Here is a 23,160-nt window from a genome sequence, read left to right on the forward strand (position 1 = left end):
GTTGCGGCGGAAATACAGCGCTGAGACGGGATCTTCACCGGACCGCCGGGTTTCGGTGATCTGGCCGGCGAGATATTCTCAATTCTGACTCTGAGTGACCGAGGGGGTCCAGTGCGCGAGAGGGCTGGAGGGTCCGGTCATGGGCAACCGTCCCGTGGATCGGCGCAGTTCGGTAATGAGGCGCGGCAACGGGCCGCGGGGGCACGGCCGCTGGAGCAGTTCGAGCTGTTCCACACCGGCGATCTGGACGATGCGCGGGACACCGTGGGACGGGTGTTCGTACCGCACCGGCTTGACCTGGCCGGCAAGTCCGGGCCGCTGGACGCCCGGATGCACACCCGGCGGTTCCCGAAGGTCGCGGCGAACTACGTCAGCTACGGCGCCGAGGTGCTGATCGATCCGGAGGATCTCGGCTCGTTCTTCGTGGTGCAGGTGCCGCTGACCGGGTTCAGCCATGTCCGCAGCGGCCGGGAGGCCGTCCTGTCCACGCCGCAGATGGCTTCGGTGGTGTCACCAACGGAACCGCTCAGCATGCGCTGGTCGGCGGACTGCACCAAGCTGATCCTGCGGCTGGAGCGCTCGGCGGTGGAGGACGAGCTGACCGACCTGCTGGAGGCGCCGCTGCCGGAGCCGCTCCGGTTCGCGCTCGGGATGGACGTCAGCAAGACCCCGGCCCGGAGCTGGCTGTCGATGTTCCGGCTGTTCGTCGACGAGATCGACGCCGCGGACGACGACCTGCTGGTGGTGTCCGGGTACGAGGACGTGCTGATCCGCGGCCTGCTGTACGCGCAGCCGCACAACTACACCCATCGGCTCGGCGACACCAGCCGGTCGAAAGTACCGTCCCGGGCGATCGCGATCGCCCGCGACATCATCGAGAACCACCCGGAGTGGGACCACACCGTCACCAGCCTCGCCCGCGAGGCCGGCGTCAGCCCGCGCGCCCTGCAGAAGGGCTTCGCCCGGTATCTGGGGGTCGGCCCGAAGGAGTACATGACCGCCGTCCGGATGCAGCGGGCGCACAGTGAACTCCGGTCGAAGCACAGGGACACGATCACCGTCCGCCAGGTGGCCGGGCGATGGCATTTGGGCCACACCGGACGGTTCGCCACCGAGTACCGCAAACGATTCGGAGAACTTCCGTCCGAGACACTGGCGAAATAGCGGTTCCGATGACGCAACGTGGACCAATTCGGTCGTAATTCGGCCATACCCGCAACCGGGCGCGACCGTAGTGTTACCGGCCTCAGCGGGAATGACCGCGGGGTGTTCTCCACCACCGCGGTCAAGCGTTTTACGGACGGTCCGGTGCGGAGTGGAGACGTGCGTGAACTCGAGTGGCCAGACAATTTCTCAGCTCATCAAGAGCGCCCGCGAAAACAAGGGTTTGAGTCAATCCCAACTCGCGAAAGAGCTCGGCACCCTGTCCGGGCGGCACACCATCAATCGGGACCTGATTTCGCACTGGGAACGCGGTGCGCAGGTCCCCAGGGCCGAAACCCGGCAATGGCTGGCAGTCTTCTTCGGCATTCCCGCCGAGGAGTTCGAACGGGCCGCGGCGCTGTCGAAACGCCGGGCCAAGACCGGCAACGCGGTGGTCGCGCAGAACACCCCGCGCCGAGCCGGCCCGGTCCGCCGCGCGCAAGGTACGCCCGAACTGCTGCCGGTGCTGCGATCCCGGGTCCAGGGCGGCATCCTCGCCGCCCTGCTGCTCAACCCGGACCGCTGGTTCTCACTCAGTGAACTCGGCGAGACCGCCGGCGCCGCGCTGGCCTCGGTGGACAAGGAAGTGCAGCTGCTGGAGACCTCCGGAATCGTCAGCAGCCGGACCGAAGGAACGATGCGGCTCTACCACGCCGCCCACCTGGGCCCCGGCCTCGCGCCGCTGGTCGAGCTGATCCGGCAGAGTTACGGCGTACCGCAAGTGCTCGGCGAAGAGTTCGGCCAGGTCCACGCGGCGGCTCGCCTGGTAGTCGCCGGCACCTGGGCCGAACGGTTCGCCGGCGTACCCGGCCCGGCCCCGGAGAGCCTCGACCTCGTCGTGGTGCCGCACCCCGGCCAGAACGCCGACGAGGACGAGGTACGCCTCGCCGCGGACCGCGCCGAACGCAGACTCAAACGCCCACTCCGCTGGCAGGTGGGCGAAACCGACCCGGGCCGGACGCTCACCGTGCCGACCCACTGGGAAGGCCACCCGATCGTGGAAGTCCGGCTGGTCCGCCCCCGCGAACCACACCGCGGCCGCGGCACCGTCACCGCCGAGCCCGACATCATCACCCAGCTGCTCGAATCCGGCCAGCTGACCATGACCAACGGCCCCGGCGCCCGCGCCGAACCGGCCCTCGAACTGGCCGAAACCCACCTCCAAGCCGCCGAACGAATCGCCGCCGACGCCCCCGAATCCGCCTACCTCCTGCTGGTCGAAGCCGGCCAGCTCATCGCCAACGGCCTCCTCGCCCAGCAAGGCCTCCGCCCCGACCTCACCGCCCACCCCAACACCGCCGGCGAAGCGGTCACCATCCAGTTCGGCCACCAGTTCTCGCACGTGACCCACATGCGCGAACGCGCCACCGCCCTCCACCTCCGCGTCAACCGCCCCACCGCCGACGAGGCCAAGATCAGCACCGCCACCATCCGCACCCTCCTGACCGAGGCCAAAACCCTCGCCCCCCAACTCCGCCCCTTCGAACCCAAGTCCTAACGGCAGAACTCGCCACCTGGCACCACCCCAACCCCCAATCAGAAACTCGACAAGAACCCCGCCCACGCGACCAGAAGGGCCGAGCTGTGTCAGACCCCCGCATCACCGTCATCACAGCCGACAACACCGGATACGAGAACGCCGGCATGGTGACGGTGGACCTGGCTTTCGAATCGATCCGCAAGCGGCTCGGCGCGGACATCGACGTCGAGTGGCACACCCTGCACCTCCCGGAGGCGGGCCGGCTGCGCGAGTACCTGGGCGCCGGCGACCTGCCCTTCACACTGCAGCGCCTCGAAGATCCCGGTACCTCGCCGGGCACCGTACGCGTCATCTGGGGCGACTTCCTGCAGACCCGGCACTACCTCGAACAAGACGCGACGATCAAGCTGCTCAGATTCGGCCGCATCACCGAACGATCCGAAGCCAGAGACCTGCTGCACCGCCTGCTCCTGCTGCGCGACGAGCCGACCGAATCCCTCCGCCGCACGGTCCTGTACGGCGGCACCCTCCTGCACAACACCCAATCCGACTACCAGGACGCCGGCTACTTCCGCGCCTACTCCCGACTGATGTCGAACGCCCACGCCCTCTGGCTGCGCGACCCGATCTCGGTCGCCAAGGCCGGCCACCTCCGCCCACCTGACCGGCCACCCCTGTTCGGCGCCGACTCCGCCCTACTGCTCGACTCCGACGAGGTGCTCGGTCTGCAGCGCACCGGCTGGGCCGATGGAATCGAAGACGGGGCGGTAGCGGGTGTCTTCGTCGGCGAACGCACCAAGCGCCCGCCTTGGCTGGAGCGCTTCTGCACCGAACTCGCGTCCCGTACCGAAGTCCGCCTCGAATGGCTCCCCTGGTCGGAAACCCAAGCCCCTGGCCGCCTCCCCGTCGACGTACGCCCCACCCTGCCCCACCTGGGCGACCTCCTCGCCGCCCTCCCGAAGTACCGCTACATCATCACCGACACCTACCACCTGGCCATCAACGCCTGGCGCTCCGGCACCCCCACCATCTGCCTCGGTACCCCCCAACCCGGCCCGTCGCAAGACGGCATCGTGTCGCTCAACGACTGGAAGAAGCACGTCTTCTACGCCGCGTACGACGCCATGGACCTGTACTTGTCCACCGGCACGGACCCGGAGGAAGTCACCAAGCATCACGTCGAACGGATCGCGTCCTTCCTCGAGAGCGGCGCCTTCCAGCCAATAGCGGCCCGGATGCATCAACACGCGGACCGGTCTCGGGACGCGCTGACAGAAACCCTGAGATCGGTCCTGCGATGACCGTGGACGGCAGCGCGAAGCTGGTGGACACGCGCCGCCCGTGGATCGCCCTGGGGGTGCTGGGCCTCGCCGCGCTGCTGGTGTCGTTGCACGCGTTCGTCCTGCTGCTGGCGGTGCCGGCCATGACCGAGGCACTGGGCGCCAGCAGCACCCAGCAACTGTGGATACTCGATGTGTACGGCTTCATGGTGGCCGGCCTGATGATCACCATGGGAAACCTGGGCGACCGGATCGGTCGCCGTCGGCTGCTGCTGATCGCCGCGGCCGTGTTCGGCCTCACCTCGATCGTGGCCGCGTACTCGGTCAGCCCGGGGATGCTGATCGGCGCCCGGGCGGTGCTGGGTATCGCGGGCGCGGCGATTGCCCCCTGTACGTTGTCGCTGATCTCGACGCTGTTCCCGGACGAGCGACAGCGGGCGACCGCGCTGGGGGTCTGGGCCGGATGCTTCACGGTCGGGGCAGTGGTCGGCCCCATCGCCGGTGGTGTGCTGCTGAGTCATTTCTGGTGGGGTTCGGCGTTCTTGATCGGCGTACCGGCGATGGTCGTGCTGCTCGCCGTCGGGCCGGTGCTGCTGCCGGAGTATCGCAACGAGCAGGCCGGGCGGATCGACGTACCGAGTGTGCTGCTGTCGCTGGCAGCGATCCTGCCGGCGATCCAGGGGCTGAAACAGCTGGCCGCTCACGGCCTGGGTGCACAGTCCATTGGTGGATTGGTGATCGGCACGGCCTTCGGATGGATCTTCGTCCGGCGCCAACTCGGCCTGTCCGATCCATTGCTCGACGTACGGCTGTTCACCCACCGGACGTTCAGCGTGACGGTCGGCAGCATGCTCCTGTACTCGATGCTGTCGAGCGGCGTGATGGTCTTCGTCGCGCAGTACTTCCAGTTGGTCCACGGTATGACGCCGCTGGCGGCCGGTCTCGCGCTGATCCCAGGCATGCTCACCTCGACGATCGCGTTTCAGCTGGTTCCGCGGCTCGCCCGGCGAATCCGGCCGGGAATACTGATTCCGGCCGGCCTTGCCTTCACCGTGGCCGGGATGGGGCTGATGTCTCAGTCCACCTCGACCACGGCCTTCGTGATCGCGTTCGCGGTCCAACGGATCGGTACCGCGCCATTGATCATGCTCGGCACCAACCTGGTCATCGGTTCGGTCCCGCCCGAGAAGGCGGGCTCCTCCGCGGCGCTGACGCAGACCAGCAACGAACTCGGCTATGCCCTGGGGATCGCCGTACTGGGCAGCGTCGTCGCCATCACCTATCGAAGCCTGATGGACGGCCAAAGCGGTTCGATGGAGCAGATCCTGACCGGAGGCGGGCCGCAGGTTGTCGTGGCAGCGGCTCGGCATGCGTTCACGACCGGAGTTCAGGTGATCGCTGGAATCGCCGCGCTCGCCCTGGCCGTCATCGGACTCGTGCTCGTCCGCCTGCTCCGCACCCTGCCCGCCCTGGGCCGGGAGTGAGGCCTTAGGTGGTTTGGTCGGTGAAGTGTTTTTGGAAGAGGGAATGGAGGGGGGTGGTTTTGAGGTGGTGGAGGATTCGGGGGGCGGCGTGGCCGTCGCCGTAGGGGGAGGGGCAGGTGGTGGCCCGGTGGGTGTGCTCGGGGGTGAGGGCTTGTTCGATGGCGGACTGGATGTCCTCGGCGGAGGTGCCGCAGCTGATGGTGGACTCGGCGGTCGGGCGGCCTTCCTGGCGGGTGCCGATGTTGACGGTCGGGGTGCCCAGCGCGGGGACTTCGATCAGGGCGCTGGACGAGTTCCCGACGACGACGTCGGCGTGTTTGGCGAGGCTGAGGTAGCCGGTCTGGCCGAGGGAGGCGCGCATCACCATCCGGCCGGGATGCCGCGCGACGAAGTCCTGGAGCTCACGGTCGGCCGACGGGCCGCCGAGGTCGACGTTGGGGCCGGTGAAGACGACCGTGCCCCGGCCGAGCCGGTCCAGTGCCCTGATCAGGCCCTTGATGCCCGCTTCGCTGCCGACGGGGTCCGCGGTGGCCGGGTGGTACGTGACGGCGATCGTCGGCGTACCGAGCTCGATGCCCAGGACCGCCGACAACTCCGTCCGGTCCAGCAACTTGGTCGTTCGTACGGTGTCCAGCCCCGGCGAGCCGACCGTGTGTACCCGGGCCGGGTCCTCGCCGAGCTGAACGACCCTTCGGCTGAACGCCGGCGTCGCGGTGAAGTGGAGATGCGACAGCTTGGTGATCGCGTGCCGCATCCCCTCGTCGGTCGATCCCGCGGTGACTTCGCCGCCGCAGATGTGCGCGATCGGGAGCCGTAGAAAGGTGGCCGCCACCGCCGCGGCCAGTACCTCGTACCGGTCTCCGAGCAGGACCAGGATGTCCGGGGCGATCCGCTCAAGCGCGTCGGCGTACCCCATCGCTCCGAGCCCGAAGGACTTCGCGACGCCGACCGGCGTATCGCTCGCGACCACCATCGGTACGCACTCGCTGACCGGGAAACCGTCGGCCGTGATCGCGTCGACCGTGCTGCCCTGCTGCGAGACCAGATGTGAACCGCTGACGAGGACCCGGAGTTCGATCCCGGGATCGTTGCTGAGGGCCCGTAGTACGGCGGCGAGTGGTCCGTAGTCGGCCCGCGAACCGGTGAAGACGCAGATCCTTCGAGCCATCAGTTCGCTGCCAACGCCGAGGCCAGTTCGGTACAGACCAGGTGTTGCTGTTCCCCGGTCAACTGCGGGGAACTGGGCAACGAAAGGCCGCGATCGTGCAGATCGTCCGCGACCTCGCCACCGAGTCGTTCCGTCCGGGCGTACGGCGGTTGCTGGTGGATCGGCCGCCAGACGCGTCGCGCTTGCACCCCGGCCAAGGACAATCGATCAGCGATCTTCTCCGGGGCATCGGCGTTGAGCAGGATCGAGTACAGCCAGTACGTCGGTTCCGCCCACTGCGCATGTGGTGGCAAGGTCAGCGCCAGACCGTCGAGTTGTTCGGCGTACCGCCGGGCGATCTGGCGTTTCCGGCGAATGCGCTCACCGAGCTGTTCGAGCTGCGCGACACCGAGCGCGGCCGACAAGTTGCTGAGCCGGTAGTTGTACCCGATCTCGTCGTGCAGGTACGACGACGCCGGCACCTTGGCCTGGGTGGTCAAGTGCTTCGCATGGGCAGCGAGCTCGGGGTCGTTCGTCGTCAGGATCCCGCCGGCGCCGGTGGTGATGATCTTGTTTCCATTGAAGGAGAATCCGGCCAGCTCGCCGACCGTACCGGTCTGCCGGCCGGCCTCGGGGCCTCCGCGCCAACTCGCACCCAGGGATTCGGCGGCGTCTTCGACGATCCGGAGGCCGAACCGATCGCGCAACTCCAGCAACGGTTCGAGGTCGGCCGGATGGCCGAGGACGTGCACGACCTCGACGACATCGGGTATCCGGCCGCCACGCGCCGCCTGCCGGACGACATGATCACGCAACAGCTCGGTGTCCAGGTTCCACGTCCGCGGCTCGCTGTCGACCAGCAGTACGTCGGCGCCGGTGTACCGGATCGCGTTCACCGAGGCGATGAACGTGAAGTCGGAGACCGCGACGAGCCGGCCGGGTCCTGCCCCGGCGAGCTGCAGCGCGACATGCAGCGCTGCCGTCCCACTCGCGCAGGCGACCGCATGAGCCGCGCCGACCGTGGTCGCGAATTCGCGCTCGAACCTGTCGACGAACGGGCCGACCGACGACACGTACCCGCTGTCCAGGCATTCCTTCAGGTACGCCGCTTCATTGCCACCGAAACCCGGTTCGCTCAGCGGGATCACGTTCGGCACCCGGCCCCTCCCTTTCTGGAGATCAACCACGCTGCCAGAGCGGCCGGAGGCGAACCAGGGGCCGTGTTCCGCCGCGGCCGGTGAAAGACGCCCACCTGCCGAACACCCGCGGAGATTGCCAGACTCGAAACGCCTCGCTTCCTCGTCGGCCCGGTACGAAGGTGGACAAGAATGACCTTGGAATCACGGGAAAACCCCAGTGTCGGCATCGTCGGTCTGGGCTACGTCGGCGTCACCCTGGCCGCCGCGATGGCGCTGAAAGGATTCGAAGTACACGGCGCCGATCTGCAGCCGGCCGTACTGGATTCACTGCGCCGCGGTAAACCGCATCTTTTCGAGCCGGGCGTCGAAGACGTTTTCGCCCGGTGTGTGGACCGGAACCTGTTCGTCGCCGAGGAGCTCCCGGAGAAACTCGACGCGGCGATCATCTCGGTGTCCACCCCGGTCAATCCGGTCACCCACGAACCCGACCTGCGCAATCTCGCCGCCGCCGCCGAGACCGTCGCGAAACGCTGCGCGCCGGACACCCTGGTCGTGGTCCGGAGCACCGTTCCGGTCGGCACGAGCCGGGCGGTCGTCCTGCCGGCCCTGCTTGCCGAATGGGGATCGGCCCACTTGGTGATGGCGCCGGAGCGTACGATCCAGGGCCAGGCGCTCCGCGAACTGGTCGAGCTGCCGCAAGTGATCGGTGGACTCGACGCGGAAAGCCTCGATCGTGGCGTACGGCTCTTCAGCCGGCTCTGCAAACAGGTCGTACCGGTGTCGTCGCTCGAAACCGCCGAGTTGGTGAAGCTCGGCAACAACTGCCACACCGACCTGATCTATGCCTTCGGCAACGAAATCGCCATGCTGACCGAGCGTTTCGGCCTCGATCCGCTCGAGGTGATCCGGGCAACGAACCTGGACTACCCCCGACCCGACCTGGCCAAGCCCGGCTATGTCGGTGGCGGTTGCCTGTCGAAGGACCCGTACATCATGCTGTCCTCGGCCGGTCGCAACAGTCAGGCGCCGGGTCTCGTACGCGCCGCCAGAACTCTCAACGAGCAGCTGCCCGTGCACGTGGCCGAGCGGGTCGCCGCGATGATGGGTGGTGCCGGGAGGCTGGCGGTCCTCGGCTGGGCGTACAAGGGCAGTCCGCCGACCGATGACATGCGGGGTACGCCGATCGCCGCCATGATGCCGGTCTTCGAAGCGGCCGGGATTCGCGTACTGGGGCATGATCCGCTCGTCCGCGATGACGTGATCCGCGCGTACGGTGGCGATCCGGTCGGCCTGGGCACCGCCTTCGGGAGCGCGGACGCGGTGTTGGTGATCACCGATCATGCCGAGTATCGCGACCTCGACATCGCGGCGTTGCTCGCCGGTTCGCCGGTTCGGCTGGTGTACGACTCGTGGCGCATCCTCGACGCGGCGGCGATCCTCTCCCGGGGCATCCGGTACGCGGGCATCGGTTATGAGGCGGCCGCATGAGGGTTCTCGTACTCGGTGGCGCCGGCTTCATCGGACTGCACCTGACCCGGCGCCTGATTGCGGAAGGCAACGAAGTCACGATCGTCGACGATTTCTCCCGCGGGCACACCGATCACGACGTGACGGCGCTCGGCGTACCCGTCGTCCATGCCGACCTGACCGAACCCGCATCGCTCCATGACCTGGCCCATCCGTGGGACCAGATCTACATGCTCGCGGCGGTCGTCGGCGTACGGAACGTCGAATCCGATCCGGCGCGAGTGATCCGGACGAACGCGCTGTCGTTGCTCCACCTGCTGGACTGGATGCGCCCGGGGGAGCGGCTGTTCTTCGCATCCACCAGCGAGGTGTACGCGGGTGGGGTCAGCGCGGGCGTCGTACCGGTCCCGACCTCGGAGACGGTGCCCCTGATGATCAGGGACATCACGGCGCCACGGTTCGCCTATGGTGCCAGCAAGCTCTTCGGCGAAGCCGCGGTGCTGCATACCGCACCGGCGAAGGGGATTCCGTTCGTCATCGGCCGTTTCCACAACGTGTACGGGGCACGGATGGGCGCGGACCACGTGATCCCCGAACTGGCGTTGCGCGCACTGCGCAAGGAGGACCCGTTCAAGTTGTACGGCGCGGATCAGTCGAGGGCGTTCTGCCATGTCGACGACGCGGTCGAGGCGATGATCCGCCTGATGGACAGCGACGACGCGACCGGCCAGATCGTCCACATCGGCAGCGACGCCGAAGAGATCCCGATCGGCGACCTCGCCGACCTGATCCTCCGGGTCGCGGGGCACCACCCCCGTACCGACCTCCTCCCCGCCCCCCGCGGCTCGGTCGCCCGCCGCTGCCCCGACCTGACCCTGCTCCGAAAGCTCACCGGCTACGAGCCGTCCGTCTCGCTGGAGACCGGCGTACAACGAACCTTCGACTGGTACCGCGATCGGGGCGCGTAATGGACATCCTCATCCTCACCCACGGCACCCGCGGCGACGTCCAACCCTTCGTGGCACTGGGATGTGCTTTGACGGAGGCAGGCCACAGTGTCCGTCTCGGCGCGCCCGCCGCGTCGGAAACGCTGGTGCGGTCGTACGGCCTGCAGTTCGTTCCGATCGCTGATGGACCGAACAAGCTCTCGACCGACCCGATCATTCGGGAAGCGTTCGAGACGAACTACCGGGGACTGCGGGGAAAAGGCCTGGCTTTCGAGCTTGCTCGCAAGTACCGGCCGATGATGGACGAGGTGCTGGACGACCTGGCACGGATCGCGCGCGACGGCGCCGATCTGCTGGTCTACCACGTCATCCTGCCTGGACAGCAACTGGGTGAATGGCTTGGTATCCCGGCCCTGCCGGTCTGCATGCAGCCGTTCTGGGCGCCCACCTCCGCCTTCCAGAATCCTATGCACGCGCTGCGAATCCCGACCGGGCTCTACCGGCTGAGCTACCGGACATCGAACCTCTGGTACCAAATCCTGTCCGGACACACCAGGCGCTGGCGGACCACGACTCTCGGCCTGCCGGCCCGGCGCGGCTTTCGTGATCTCCTCCGTGGACCGGACGGCCGCCCGGTCACCCTCCTCCAGGCGTTCAGCGCACACCTCCTGGCGCCGATGCCGGCCGACTATCCGTCATGGGTTCATACCACCGGCTTCTGGCGGCTGCCCGCCGCACCTGAGTGGAGTCCGCCTCGTACGGTCGCGGACTTCTTGGCCGCGGACTCGCCGGTCGTGTACGTCGGCTTCGGCAGCATGGCCGGTGTCGATCCAGAACGAACCCGCCGCACGATCGTCGAGGCCGTGCGGCTGGCCGGTGTGCGTGCCGTCGTCGCCACCGGTTGGGGCGGAATCGGTATCGGCCGAAGCGACGACAACCTCTTGTTCATCAAGGACGTGCCGCATGACTGGCTGTTCAGCCGAGTCTCGGTCGTCGTGCACCATGGCGGCAGTGGTACGTCCGGCGCCGCGCTGGCAGCCGGACGGCCCCAGGTCGTCTGTCCCTTCTTCGTCGATCAGCCCTACTTCGCCCAGCGGATTCACGCCCTCGGCGCCGCGCCGCCTCCGCTGCCGCAGCGTGACCTCAATCCGGTGACGCTGGCCCGCGCCATCGAGACGGCGGTCAATGACTCGGCGATGGCTGTCTCGGCAGCGGAGGCTGGGCACCTCGTTCGGGCTGAGGAGGGCGTCGACCACGCACTGAAGATCGTCGAAGCCGCCCGGATCTGAACGCAGAGGTTGTCCCGGTCAGGTTGCCACCTGAAGAATCTGTCCCCGCTCGGCGAGGCGCGTACGCAGCTTGTCGACGTTCACCTCCTGCACGCTGGTGGCATGCTGCACGGCGAGCGCGGCCGCTACTCCGGCGGACTCGCCGAGTACGCAGAACGTCGGTTCCATCCGGATCGCCGCGTACGCGATATGCGTCGCGGACAGACTGACCGGGACCAGCAGATTGCGGCAGTCCTCGGCCGATGGCGTGATCGCGCGATACGGCACGTCGAACGGATGACCGGTGCCCATGTGTCCACCGATGAACATGTTTCCCTCAGTGGCGACGCCGAGCTTGCTCGCACCAGGCACCGTGCAGGCATATCGGCGTGCTGGGTACGTATCGACGCCGTACAACGCCAGGCCGACGCCGTCGTCCACTGCCGTCCGGTTGAGTACATCCTCGTGCGTAAGGGTGTACTGCCCGCGCAGCCGGCGCGCTACCCGGACATAGAGCTGGTTCGGCCAGCCCTCGGTCTCCGGGTGCATGACCCGATCGAGACCGAGCGCGGCGGTCTGTTCGCGAAAGCTTCGCGGAACGCGGGGGTCGGTGCACAGGAAGTGGTGCAGGCCGCGGAGGTAGTCGACATGCTGCTGCCAGATCGCCGCGCGCCGATCCCAGCCGGCATCCTGGTAGTAGCGGCTCACGCCAAGTGGCGCGATGGTGATCAGCGACTCGCGCAGATAGTTGTACTCACCTTCGTTCAGCCAGCCGGGAAAGATCCCGCTCAACCGTTCCGTCACGTCGCCGGCACCTGACTGGGCAATGTACTCGGCATAGCGGCCGACCAATTCGTACTGTTTGGCGGAGTAGTCCGGCGGCGGGGTGAGTTCGACCGCGCGGTCCGGGTCGGTCGTCACATAGAAGCGAAAGTTGTACGCCTGCGTGTAGTCGTCGCCGGCCCCGACCGGCTTACCGTGATCGGGATCGATCATCGGAAGCAATCCCGAGTCCGGCTGCCCCGCTTTGACGAACGGATCGATCGGAGTCCAGTTGGTCGGCTCCCGGACACCGGCGGGTTCCTCGCCGTACTCGGTGACCGCTTCGCGGCCGATCCGGTAGCCGGTACCCGAGGCAGCCATCAGATCGCCTTCGTACGATGCGTCGATGAAAACCCGGGCCTCGACGTCCTCGACCCTGCCGCCGACCGAGGCGGGGATGGGAACGCCCCATGGATCGGGTGGGGCGTAGCCGAACCTGGCGCTCGAGATGTTGCCATCCTGGAGCTGGACGGCTTCGACGCGATGCTCGAAGACGACGGTGATGCCTTCGTCGCGGAGCCATCTGGTGAAGCCGGCCCGGATCTCCGGGGGAGTGGCGCCGAGGGAGAGGATCTGCTTCCCGGTCAGGCCACCGACGGCTTCCGGCAGCGAGCAGTCCTGCGCGGGTTTGATCCCGGCGCCGAGGATCCCGCCCAGCCACCGGCTCGGTTCGACCAGCACAACCGTCGCGCCCTCCTGGCGCGCCGCCACCGCCGCCGTGCAGCCGGCCGGAGTGCCGCCGTACACGCACACATCGACTGTACGGGTCATTGGTTCGCATCCTCCTGAGACAGACTGACGAGTTCGGCCGCGGCCAGCAGTTGCTGGGTGTACGGCGCTTTCGGTTCGCGCAGGACCTCGGCCGTCGGCCCCGCCTCGACGATCGCGCCGGACAACATCACGGCGACCCGATCGCAGACTCTGCTCACGAGCGCCAGGTCATGCGACACGACGACGAGGGTGAGCCCGAGCGTGCGCCGTAGCTCCATCAGGAGATTCAGCACCTGGGCCTGGACCGAGACATCCAGCGAACTGGTGGGCTCGTCGGCGTACAGCAACTGTGGTCCGACCAGGAGCGCTCGCGCGATCGCCACTCGCTGAACCTGACCGCCGGAGAGTTGATGCGGATGCCGGTTCAGCACGCCCGCGTTGAGACCGACCTGCTCGAGACGACTGACCAGTTCGCTGGTGGTCGGCGTTCGTTGCTCGAGGGCCTTGACCGGCTCCGCGAGCGCCGTGGCCATGGTCATCCGTGGGTCGAAGGAGCTCGCGGGATTCTGGAAGACGAGCTGGTTCTGCCGCCGGAACGTCCGGCCGTCCTGCTGAAGCCAGTCCACGACATCACGATCCTGGTACCGGACCGCGCCCGGTGCGACCGGGATCAGGCCACACATCACCCGGATCAGGGTCGACTTGCCAGACCCGGACTCCCCGACCAGCCCCAGCGTCGTGCCGGGCTCGATGCCGAGATCGACATCCACGAGCGACGGCGCCGGAGCCGTCCGGTAGCGGAACGAGAGGTGCTTGGTCTCAACGATGTAGCTCATGGGCCTCAGCTCCTGTGCGGATCGCGGGATTCCAGCATCGGTACAGGTGGTCGTCGCCGGCTTCGGTGGCGGCGGGCTCCACGGCGCAGGCCTCGACCGCGTGCGTGCAGCGATTCCGGAACCGGCAGCCCGACGGGAACTCCCCCGCGGCAGGTACGGTGCCGGCGATCGTCTGGAACGGAACGCCGAGCAACGCGCTCGCCTCCGTCAGCCGGGTACTGGCAGGGCTGGCCGCGATCAACGCCTCGGTGTAGCGGTGCCGTGGGTGGTGGATCACTTCGCGGACCGGGCCGGACTCGACCAGCCGGCCGCCGTACATCACCGCTATCCGGTCGCTGACGGCCCGCACCACGCCCAGATCGTGAGTGATGAACAGCAGTGCCATCCCGTGCTGCCGGCTCAGGTCGAGCAGCAGCTCGAGGATGCCCTGCTGGACGGTCACGTCGAGGGCGGTGGTGGGTTCGTCGGCGATGAGCAGGCGCGGGTTGCGGGCGATCGCCATCGCGATCATTGCCCGTTGCCGCTGCCCTCCCGAGAGCTGGTGCGGGTACCGTCTCGCCAATTGCGCCGGTTCGGGCAGCTGGACCTGTTCGAGCAGTTCGAGCACCCGCCGACCGGCCTCACGCCGGGTGAGGCTGGACCGGATACGAACGGCTTCGGCGACTTGACGACCGATCCGCATCAACGGATTCAGTGCCTTGAGCGGATCCTGGAAGATCATCCCGATCTCGCTGCCGCGTACCTTGGCACGTTCGCGATCGGATCGGCCGATCAGCTCGCTCCCGTCCAGCCGAATCGAGCCCTGCACAGACGCCTCGTCCGGAAGCAGGCCGGCGATGCTTGTGGCCATCATCGTCTTCCCGGACCCGGATTCGCCGACCAGCCCGACCCGCTGTCCCGGATCGATCTGGAACTTCTCGACCGAGAGGATGCGATGTGGTCCGATCGCGACGCAGAGATCACTGATCTCGAGCATCAGGCCGCCACCTCCTTCGTCTGCAGTTGGGGGTCGAGCAAGGCCCGCAGCCCGTCGCTCAGGAAGTTGAAGCCGAGTACGGTGATCGCGATCGCGACGCCTGGAACGACGATCAGGGAATCGGAAACGCCGAGGAAGCTCTGCGCTTCGTTGAGCATGCTGCCCCAGGAGACTGTCGGCGGCTGAGCGCCGACGCCGAGATAGGACAGCGCCGCTTCGATCAGGATCGCGGAGGCGAACATGACCGAGGTCTGGGCGAGGATGAGCGGCCCGATGTTGGGCAGTACGTGCCGGAACAGGACGAAGCGCTTGCTCCGGCCGTACGCGAAGGCGGCCTCCACGAAGTCGAGGGCGAGCACCTGCCGGGCCGGCCCGATGGTGACCCGTGTCGAGACCGGAATGAACCACGTCATGATCGCGACGATGGACGTGGTGTTGCCGGGCCCGATGGCAGTGGCCAGAACGAGTGCGAGCAGGAGGCCGGGGAGTGCGACTCCGACATCGGTGATCCGGCTGAACAAACTCTGCAGCGTACTGCGGCTGCCGGCGATCAGCAGGCCGAACAACACCCCGGGAATGATCGCGGCGATCGTCGAGACACCGCCCACCAGCAGGGACGTTCGCGCTCCGGCCATGATCATGCTGAGTACGTCCCGGCCGAGGTCGTCCGTACCCAGCAGGTGGCCGCTCGACCCCATCGGGGCGAGCCTGTTGGCCACGTTGATCTCCCCTGGATCGTGCGGCGTCCAGACGAAGGACACCAGTCCCGCGCCGAGGAACAGGACCAGCAATGCGGCGCCGGCCACCAGTGACGGGGTCAGGTTGTGCCGCGCTGAGCGTCGATCATTCGACATTGGTACCCCGCTTCTCGGCGTCCCGGATTCGCGGATCCAGCACGCCGTACGCGATGTCCATCAGGAAGTTCAGCGTGAGCACCATCAGCACGATCACGAAGGCGACCGACTGCACGACCAGGGCTTCGCGTCCCTTGATCGCCGACACCAGCAAGCTGCCGAGACCGGGCAGATTGAAGACGTTCTCGATCACCACCGTCCCGGCCAGCAACCCACCCAGCATCAGCGTTCCGACGGTGACGATCGAGACCGAGGCATTCCGGACCCCGTGTACGAGCACCGCCATCGGCAAGGTCCGGCCCTTCGCCATCGCGGTGCGCAGGTACGGCTGGCCGAGCACGTCCAGCATCGCGGACTTCACGTAACGGGTCAGAACGGCCGTGACATGGATCGACAGCGCTGCCACCGGCAAGGTCAGGCTCCTGATCGTCTGACCCGGGTCCTGCGACCACGGAACATAACCACTGGCCGGGAGCCAGCCGAGATGGATGGAAACGATGATGACCAGAACCAGCCCGGCCCAGAAGGTCGGGACGGCCATGCCCAGCTGGGTCAGAAGGTCCACGAATGCTCCACGGACCTTCCGGGCCTGCAGCGCGGCGTACGAACCGGCCGCCACCGAAACCACCGACGACACTGCCATCGACCCCAGCGCCAGCGCGACCGTCACGCCCAGCCGGGACTGAATTTGCTGAGAGATGTCATAGCCGGCGGCATACGACTGGCCCAGGTTCCCGCGGACAAGGTCCCCGAGCCAGGTGAAGTACTGGACGATTCCCGGGCGGTCGAGGCCGAGTTGCGAGCGCAACTCGGCCAGGGACTGTGGCGTCGCCGTCCTGCCGAGGATGACGGTCGCCACGTCCCCACCGAGCAGCCTGAGCAGCAGGAACACGACCACCGAACCAGCGAGGGCGGATGCAGCGAGTAGGACTAGCGATCTGAGCAGGAGCCAGCGCATCGATCCTCTCCTTCTTTCATTGGGCGACTGAACGGGGCGGGCCGGGCTGATCAGCTCGTGGTCCAGTGCACCTTCCGCATGTCCAGCTCGCTGTTCGCCGAGAACGGCTTGGAGCCGGCGATGCCGACCTTGAGCAGCGAAGTCACGCTCGAGGTCCAGGCCGGGATCAAATAGGCGCGCTCGGCATCTTTCTCGACGGCCTCCCGCCTGAGGTCTGCCCACTGCGTCCGGTCGAGTGCGCGGTCGGCCTGGGCCAGCAGGTTGTCCATCTCCGGGTAGCAGTCATGGGTGAACCAGCCGGGGCAGGTCCAGGTGTCGATCGGCTGTGGGCCGGAGATGTGCGTGATCTGGTACTGACCCCTGGTCAGGACCCGATCCAGATAGGTCGGCCAGTCGAGGTACTGGGCCTGCACCTTGAACCCGGCGCGCTCCAGGCCCTGCGTGATGATGGCGACGCCGTTCTGCGTACCGGCGAGGGCGGTGTAGCGAAGTGTCATCCCCTGCTTGCCGGACGCGGTCAGCAGTTGCTTGGCCTTCTCCGGGTTGTACGGGTAGGGGCACTTGTCGCTCTTCCACGGCTGATTGGGCGGATTGACGAACACGCAGGTGGGCTGACCGCTCCCGGTCGTACCGTCGATCCATCCCTTCCGATCCAGGGAGTACGCGATCGCCTGCCGGACCCGCTCGTCCTTGAAGGACGGATCGTCGGCATTGAGGCTCAGGTACACCATCTCCGAACCCGGGATGACCTGCTTGGTGAAGCCCGCGGTGCGCGCGACGCTGTCGATCTGCTCCTTCTTGCCCCAGAACGCACCGATCATGTCGACGTCACCGGCGCGCAGTGCGTTGATCGCCGTGGTCACGTCGTCGATCCAGCGCCAGGTGATCGTGCGCAGCTCCGGCTTGTCACCCCAGTACTTGTCGTTGCGGACGAAGTCGACCTCGACGCCGTTCTTCCAAGCGCTGAAGATATATGGGCCGCTGCCGACCGGGGTCTTGGTCAAACTGCCGGCTGAACCCTTGGGGATGACGATGCCGCTGTCGGTCGACATCGCGTCGAGGAACGCCTGACTGGGCTTGCTGAGCGTGACCCGGACAGTGTGGTCGTCGACCTTCGCGATCTGCTTGACCGCCTTCAGCCGCCCGGCGACGTCCTGAAGCTTGGTGTTCTTGGCCTGCTCGAGCGAATAAACGACATCGTCGGCGGTCACCTCGGCGCCGTTGCTGAAGACCGCCTTGCGGATCTTGAACGTGTACACCGTGCCGGCGTCGCTCATCGTGTACGACTCCGCCAGCAATGGGGTGAGGGATCCGTCTTCCTTCTTGTCGAGCAATGGCTCGAGCACGTTGAGCAGGAGCAACTGACGAATGGTCGTCGAGGGGTTGCGCAGGTAGTTCCAATCAGATGGTTCCTGCGCCACTGCCACTCTGAGACTGTCCTTCGTCCCCCGGATGGCGCTGCCGCTCGAACCGCTGCCACACGCGGCCGCGATCAGGGCGAAGCAGAGCCCGGCGGCAAGTGCGGCCAGGAATCGCAGTGGTCGTCTCGAGGCGCAGTGCGTGCGCTGCGCGCGGTTGGGTTCCATCACTGACCCCACCTCCTCAGGGCTGGAGTTGGCACGGAATGCCGCGGCGGCCGGGGTCGGCGATCCGCCGCTGGCGAGAGGTGCAGGGGATCTTGGGCTCGCGGTTCATCAACTGAACTCCGTGTTTCATTCCAGTTAACGGACGCCGCTCCGCGCTGTCAAGAATGGGAGCTCGGGCATCTCGTCACGATTCGCCGGGCAGCTCAAGCCCGATCGATGTTCCTGGCCGGTACGCCGGCGACCCGCGTCAGCGGCGGCACATCCGCAGTGACGACGGCACCAGCGCCGATGGTCGAACCGAAGCCGATGACTCGTTCCGGCAGCACGACGGCGCCGGCGCCGATCAGCGCGCCGCGTTCGACCACGACACCTCCGGCCAGCATCGCGAGCGGACTCAGTACGGCGTGCTCATGGACGACGCAGTCGTGCCCGACGACCACGTTCGCGTTGGCCAGCACATGTCTGCCGAGGCAAGCATCCGCCTGGATTCGTACGCCTGGCAGCACAATGCAGCCTGCGCCCAGTGAAACGCCGGCATCCAGGGTGGACGAGGGATGCACCAGCGTTGCCGGATGCCGGTGCCAGCGAGTCGCCGAGTCGTCGATCCGGCTCCGGGCCGTCGGGTTGCCAATGGCAATCACGTACGAGCTGTCGGTGCCGGCCAGCACCTCATCGCCACCGAGCAGCGGCACGCAGCCATGCGGGTGCGCCGCGGCGGCCGAGTCGACGTACCCGATGATCTGGTACGGCTCGCCGGCGAGTTCGGCGACAAGGGACCGGACCTGCCGGGCGATCGCACCCGCGCCGACGACAACGAGTGCCCGGGACCGTTTGTGCTGGGCAGCCATGGCTGTGATGCTGCCGATGAGCGCGGCCTGGCAACAGCCGGTCTCCTTCCGCCTGCCTGCTATCTCCGGGCCACGGCGGTGACCTCCTCGAACGAGACAGCGTGCTGGAAGGCGTACCCGGCGCGGAGCAGCAGCGCCTCGTCGAACTGCCGCCCGACGAGCTGCAAGCTGACCGGAAGTCCGTCGGCCTTTCCACAGGGCACGGCCAACGCCGGATGGCCGGTGTAATTGAACGGCAAGGTGTTCGACATTCCCATCGCGTGGACGGACGAATGAAAATCGGCCGGCCCATTGTCGGCACGCCCGAATTCCGGGGCCGTGAAAAGGCAAGTCGGCATGAGTAGCAGATCGACGTCCTGGAATGCCCGGTCGTAGGCATTGACGAATTTGAACCGGGCGTTCCGGGCGACCGCATAGGCGCGGCCGTCGAAATGTTTCCAGGCCGCCTCGCTGATCAGCCGTCCGTACTCTTCCGCGCCGGAATCGCGGCGGGACCAAGCCTTGTTCAGGGCGGCGACGAGGCTTTCCGGATAACATGCAGTGGCCCCAGCGCCGACTGGTCCGGGACCGCCGGCAACACGCGCCGCCTCGATACTCACGGCGAAGTACGCCGCGAGTGCGCTCCGATGGTCAGGAATCGAAACCTCGCGGATTTCGGCGCCGGCCCGGCAGAGAATGCCGGCCGCGCCGGTGACCAGGCGGGCGACCTCAGTGTCCGCGCCCGCGAATCCTTGGGTCAGGAGGCCGATCCGAACACCTGCGACACCGTCGGTCAAACCGTCTAGGACGTTCACATCCACCGGTACCTCGCGGCGTTGCCGCGGATCGAGGTGATCGTATCCGGCGACGGCCTGCAACGCGGTGGCCGCAGCTTCGACGGTACGGGTGATCGGGCCGACATGATCGAGGATCTGATCGGCGTCGCTGACCACGCCGAAGTGGGACACCAGGCCGAAGGTCGGCTTCAGGCCGACCGCGCCGCACCAAGCGGCAGGAATCCTGACTGATCCGCCTTGATCACCGCCGAAGGCCACATCGACGTCACCGGCCACAACGGCGACGGCGCACCCGGCGGAGGAACCGCCGGTCAGATGGTCCGGCGCGTACGGATTCAGCGGGCGCCGACCGGGATCGCCTTCGCCGAAACCACCGACGACGGCGTTCTTCCCGACCACCGTCGCGCCTGCTGCCAGGGCGCGGCGAACCACCGTCGCATCGAAGTCGGGCCGGTATTCCTCGAGACCGATGGCTCCACCCGAGAGCGGGAGTCCGGCGACCGCGATCGTGTCCTTGAAGGACACCGTTGTTCCGGACAGAAGTCCTTTGCCCTTTCCGGAGAAGGAGCACCTCGACAACCAGGCATTGAGTGGATCGGCTGCTCTGGCCGGTACCTCGAACGTCCGGTCGCCGTCCGGAGCAGCGTAGGCCGCCGCGCCGGTGTTGTCCGCTACGAACTCGTCCAGGACAGCCAGATCGGCCTTCAGGCTGCGCTCCAGCACGGAGACACCGTCAAGCCGGTCTGGACGTTCGCGCATCGGTCTCACCTCGGTCATCGGTCTCGCCTCAGTAGCGGTGGAAGTCCTTGTCCGCGAGCTCTGGCGTGGTTCCGGTGATCGCCGTGAGTTCGCGGAGGAAGTTCGCCACCACGAGCTCGATCGGCTCGCCGGAGAAGCGGGACGGGTACGTCATGAAGGAGTTGATCCGGCCGTCGAAGGTGTAGAACCGCTGGTAGTAGAACTGCGCGGCACTCATGTCGACGGCCGGCATCACGGTGAAGTCGACGATGCGCACCGAGCCGGAAGGCGGGAACGACGGCAGGATGCCGTAGTTGTTCACGATGAAGTAGCCGGCCAGCGTCCGCGGTTGGTACCCGGGGTTGTCGACGCCGGCGATCTCGAGGTTCCGGGTTCGGAGCGCCGCACGCTGCTGGTCGTTCACTTCGCGCGCGATGCTGGTCGCGGTCGCATCCGGACCGGCGTTCACGTCGGCGATCGACCGGCCGTACAGATTGGCCGTTCGGGTGACCGGAACGGGTGGCTCCAGATGGCGCCGCAGATCGATTCCGGCGAGGATCGTCACGATCCCCGACGGTGGCGGTCCGGTCAGCTTGGTGGTTGCCAGCACGGTCGCGCCGGTCAGCAGCCCGCCCACGGTGACGCTCTGCGCGCGGGCGACGCCGAGCAGCCGGTCCGTGTCCTTCTCGCTCAGGGTCAATCGTCGTGATACCCCCGGATCGAAGGCGCCGCTCCCGGAATCCGCCGGTACTTCCGCCGGCTGGGGAACTGGTATCGGCGAGGTTTCCGTCCACCGGGTACTGAGCAGGTCGGCCGGACCGATACTCAACTCGTCGCGCGCCACGTTCTGCATCGGGCGCCCGGCGGCAAGGTCGGTATAAATGGCCCAAAGCTCTGACAGCAGCGGAAAGGTCACGCCACCGTCCATGATTGCATGACTGTGCCTTATCGCTATATAGCCGCGATTTTCGGCGTGCACGACGATGAGCTGGACTACGCCCTCGGTGTCGTCCCATGAACCGCGCGCGGTATCCCACAAGGTCTCTTCGTCGCCGGTCAAGACCGAAAGCTTCGGATTCGGATCGTCGCCGACCGAGAGTTCGAAGCCGGCGTCCTTGGCATGAATCCGGGCACTCAGAATGGAATGCCGGCAACAAAGCTGCCGATACGCGGCGACCAGGGATTCAATGTCGAGTTGCCCGCGGTAGGAAACCGCGACGGTGGCCGTGAGCGGTTTCATCAGGACTTCGGCGTAGTCGAGGTCACGTTGCTGCTGCACGAGTCTCCCCAATCAATGGTTTCGGATCAGCGGTCCGCCGCAGGTGCGCTGCGTCGACTTCCATTGCAAGGCTGCTCGGGCAGGTCCGCAATGTAGGCGAGGTGCGGCGACGGGCAGGCGCCACCGGCCCGGGCGGTGGATCTCGCCGCGACGGTGCGGTCTCAACTCAAGCTCGGTGTCAAGAATATGAACTTCTCGTTTCATTTGGAAGCATAAGAGCCAGGTGCCGCGCCTCACAAGGCTGTCCGGCGGGCTTCGGCGCACCTCGACTCGCCGTACGAGCAAACTGGCCCCCTTGTTGGCGAAAGGGCGGTTTCATAGAATGAAACCTCGAAGCTGATTGCTTGACGGCGAGGGAGGCCGAGGTGAGTCCGCTGGCACCGATGTCGCAGGTGGAGTCCGATCGGAGCCCCGATGGCCCGGGGTACGGAGTGCGGGCGATCGAGCGTGTCTGCGCGGTGCTGAACCTGCTGCAGGAGTCGATCGACGGCGTGACGTTGAAGGAGGTTGCCGACGCGGCGGAGCTGCCGAAGTCGTCAGCCTTCCGGTATTTGTGGACGCTGGAGCAGCACCGCTACGTCGAGCGTGATGCCGGCAGCGGGCTGTTCCGGATCGGCCTGGGTTTCCTGGGCATGCAGTCGCACCATCTGGAGGTCTTGCGGGAGCGGGTCCGGCCGTCGCTGGAGCGACTGCGCGACGCGCTGGACGAGACCACGAGTCTCGGCCTGCTCGACGGCCACCACGTGATCTATCTGGACATCATCGAGAGTCGCCGCAGTGTTCGGCTGGCGGCCGAGCGCGGCAGCCACGATCCACTGCACTCCACCGCGCTCGGGAAGGCGATCGCGGCGCACCTGCCCGTCGAGCGGGTGCGGGAGTTGCTGGAGCAGGCCGGCATGCCCCGCCGGACCGTGGACACGATCGCCGATGTCGACGATTACCTGGCCGAGCTGGCGAAGGTCCGGCGGCTGGGGTACGCGGTCGACAATCGCGAGAACGAGCCCGACGGCCGTTGCGTCGCCGTCCCGATCCTCGGCACCCGCCTTCCGGCGGCCATCAGCGTCAGCGCACCCGAAGCCCGCTTCTCGATGCGAGATGTCGAAATGGCCGGCCGGACGCTGATCGAGGTGGCGACCCGGATCACTCTCACCCCGCTCGCCCAGGACGATCCGCCCACGGCCTGACCGGCTGCGCCGGGACAATCCCGGCCCCGAACTGGCGTCGTGCGAACCCCTGAGCCGAACATCTTCGGCCCAGGGGTTTCGGCTGCCCGGCACGAGCAACCGATCTGCCCCGTCGAGCCCCCACCTGCCGCCTTGCGCCGGCCGAGTGCCCTGTGCTCGTCGGCGTCCGTTCCGGTA

The 23,160-nt window shown here is 67.1% G+C and carries 19 protein-coding genes; 8 read left to right on the forward strand and 11 right to left on the reverse strand.

The window, feature by feature from the left end:
* Positions 1–111: 111 nt before the first annotated feature.
* The 4 genes from ABD260_RS09155 to ABD260_RS09170 all read left to right on the forward strand — a co-directional run bounded on the left by ABD260_RS09155 (position 112) and on the right by ABD260_RS09170 (position 5,447).
* Positions 112–1,164, forward strand: coding sequence for an AraC family transcriptional regulator (locus ABD260_RS09155; protein ID WP_344232961.1), 1,053 nt, complete (start codon positions 112–114; stop codon positions 1,162–1,164).
* 163 nt (positions 1,165–1,327) lie between these two features.
* The gene (locus tag ABD260_RS09160) at positions 1,328–2,701 is read left to right on the forward strand and encodes a helix-turn-helix domain-containing protein (protein ID WP_344232962.1); all 1,374 of its coding nucleotides are present in this window, start codon (positions 1,328–1,330) and stop codon (positions 2,699–2,701) included.
* A gap of 86 nt (positions 2,702–2,787) precedes the next feature.
* Entirely contained in the window at positions 2,788–3,984 is a 1,197-nt protein-coding gene (locus tag ABD260_RS09165; protein ID WP_344232963.1) for a polysaccharide pyruvyl transferase family protein, read from the forward strand.
* Positions 3,981–5,447 carry an MFS transporter gene (locus ABD260_RS09170; RefSeq protein ID WP_344232964.1) on the forward strand — a complete coding sequence of 489 codons (1,467 nt, stop codon included), beginning with the start codon at positions 3,981–3,983 and terminating at the stop codon, positions 5,445–5,447. Before ABD260_RS09165 ends, ABD260_RS09170 begins: the two co-directional genes overlap by 4 nt.
* Before the next feature lie 4 nt (positions 5,448–5,451).
* Here the strand turns inward: ABD260_RS09170 and neuC are convergent, their stop codons facing one another.
* Positions 5,452–6,615, reverse strand: coding sequence for a UDP-N-acetylglucosamine 2-epimerase (gene neuC / locus ABD260_RS09175; protein WP_344232966.1), 1,164 nt, complete (start codon positions 6,613–6,615; stop codon positions 5,452–5,454).
* Entirely contained in the window at positions 6,615–7,751 is a 1,137-nt protein-coding gene (locus ABD260_RS09180; protein ID WP_344232967.1) for an aminotransferase class I/II-fold pyridoxal phosphate-dependent enzyme, read from the reverse strand. The genes neuC and ABD260_RS09180 overlap by 1 nt, the downstream gene beginning before the upstream one ends.
* Before the next feature lie 171 nt (positions 7,752–7,922).
* Here ABD260_RS09180 and ABD260_RS09185 point away from each other — a divergent pair, with 171 nt between their 5' ends.
* The 3 genes from ABD260_RS09185 to ABD260_RS09195 are packed head-to-tail and all read left to right on the forward strand — an operon-like array spanning position 7,923 to position 11,436.
* Positions 7,923–9,221, forward strand: a complete 1,299-nt coding sequence (locus ABD260_RS09185; RefSeq protein WP_344232968.1) for a nucleotide sugar dehydrogenase — start codon at positions 7,923–7,925, stop codon at positions 9,219–9,221.
* On the forward strand, positions 9,218–10,168 hold the full coding sequence (locus ABD260_RS09190; RefSeq protein WP_344232969.1) for an NAD-dependent epimerase/dehydratase family protein: 951 nt from the start codon (positions 9,218–9,220) through the stop codon (positions 10,166–10,168). The genes ABD260_RS09185 and ABD260_RS09190 overlap by 4 nt, the downstream gene beginning before the upstream one ends.
* The gene (locus tag ABD260_RS09195; protein ID WP_344232970.1) at positions 10,168–11,436 is read left to right on the forward strand and encodes a glycosyltransferase; all 1,269 of its coding nucleotides are present in this window, start codon (positions 10,168–10,170) and stop codon (positions 11,434–11,436) included. Before ABD260_RS09190 ends, ABD260_RS09195 begins: the two co-directional genes overlap by 1 nt.
* Positions 11,437–11,454: 18 nt before the next feature.
* Here the strand turns inward: ABD260_RS09195 and ABD260_RS09200 are convergent, their stop codons facing one another.
* The 9 genes from ABD260_RS09200 to ABD260_RS09240 all read right to left on the reverse strand — a co-directional run bounded on the left by ABD260_RS09200 (position 11,455) and on the right by ABD260_RS09240 (position 21,799).
* Positions 11,455–13,008, reverse strand: coding sequence for an FAD-dependent oxidoreductase (locus tag ABD260_RS09200; RefSeq protein WP_344232971.1), 1,554 nt, complete (start codon positions 13,006–13,008; stop codon positions 11,455–11,457).
* Positions 13,005–13,784 carry an ABC transporter ATP-binding protein gene (locus ABD260_RS09205; protein WP_344232972.1) on the reverse strand — a complete coding sequence of 260 codons (780 nt, stop codon included), beginning with the start codon at positions 13,782–13,784 and terminating at the stop codon, positions 13,005–13,007. The genes ABD260_RS09200 and ABD260_RS09205 overlap by 4 nt, the downstream gene beginning before the upstream one ends.
* Positions 13,768–14,760: an ABC transporter ATP-binding protein gene (locus tag ABD260_RS09210; RefSeq protein WP_344232973.1), complete on the reverse strand. Its 993-nt coding sequence runs from the start codon at positions 14,758–14,760 to the stop codon at positions 13,768–13,770. The genes ABD260_RS09205 and ABD260_RS09210 overlap by 17 nt, the downstream gene beginning before the upstream one ends.
* Positions 14,760–15,614, reverse strand: coding sequence for an ABC transporter permease (locus ABD260_RS09215; protein WP_344232974.1), 855 nt, complete (start codon positions 15,612–15,614; stop codon positions 14,760–14,762). Before ABD260_RS09215 ends, ABD260_RS09210 begins: the two co-directional genes overlap by 1 nt.
* On the reverse strand, positions 15,604–16,572 hold the full coding sequence (locus ABD260_RS09220; RefSeq protein WP_344232975.1) for an ABC transporter permease: 969 nt from the start codon (positions 16,570–16,572) through the stop codon (positions 15,604–15,606). The genes ABD260_RS09215 and ABD260_RS09220 overlap by 11 nt, the downstream gene beginning before the upstream one ends.
* A gap of 50 nt (positions 16,573–16,622) precedes the next feature.
* The gene (locus ABD260_RS09225; RefSeq protein ID WP_344232976.1) at positions 16,623–18,158 is read right to left on the reverse strand and encodes an ABC transporter substrate-binding protein; all 1,536 of its coding nucleotides are present in this window, start codon (positions 18,156–18,158) and stop codon (positions 16,623–16,625) included.
* A 203-nt stretch (positions 18,159–18,361) separates the two neighbouring features.
* Positions 18,362–19,006: an acetyltransferase gene (locus ABD260_RS09230; protein ID WP_344232977.1), complete on the reverse strand. Its 645-nt coding sequence runs from the start codon at positions 19,004–19,006 to the stop codon at positions 18,362–18,364.
* Between the two features lie 59 nt (positions 19,007–19,065).
* On the reverse strand, positions 19,066–20,541 hold the full coding sequence (locus tag ABD260_RS09235; RefSeq protein WP_344232978.1) for an amidase family protein: 1,476 nt from the start codon (positions 20,539–20,541) through the stop codon (positions 19,066–19,068).
* 28 nt (positions 20,542–20,569) lie between these two features.
* Positions 20,570–21,799, reverse strand: coding sequence for a phthiocerol/phthiodiolone dimycocerosyl transferase family protein (locus ABD260_RS09240; protein WP_344232979.1), 1,230 nt, complete (start codon positions 21,797–21,799; stop codon positions 20,570–20,572).
* A 365-nt stretch (positions 21,800–22,164) separates the two neighbouring features.
* Between ABD260_RS09240 and ABD260_RS09245 the strand changes: the two genes are divergently transcribed.
* Positions 22,165–22,983: an IclR family transcriptional regulator gene (locus tag ABD260_RS09245; protein ID WP_344232980.1), complete on the forward strand. Its 819-nt coding sequence runs from the start codon at positions 22,165–22,167 to the stop codon at positions 22,981–22,983.
* The last annotated feature ends 177 nt before the right edge of the window (positions 22,984–23,160 follow it).

This window comes from Kribbella hippodromi, from assembly GCF_039531045.1.
Classification (GTDB): Bacteria; Actinomycetota; Actinomycetes; order Propionibacteriales; family Kribbellaceae; genus Kribbella; species Kribbella hippodromi.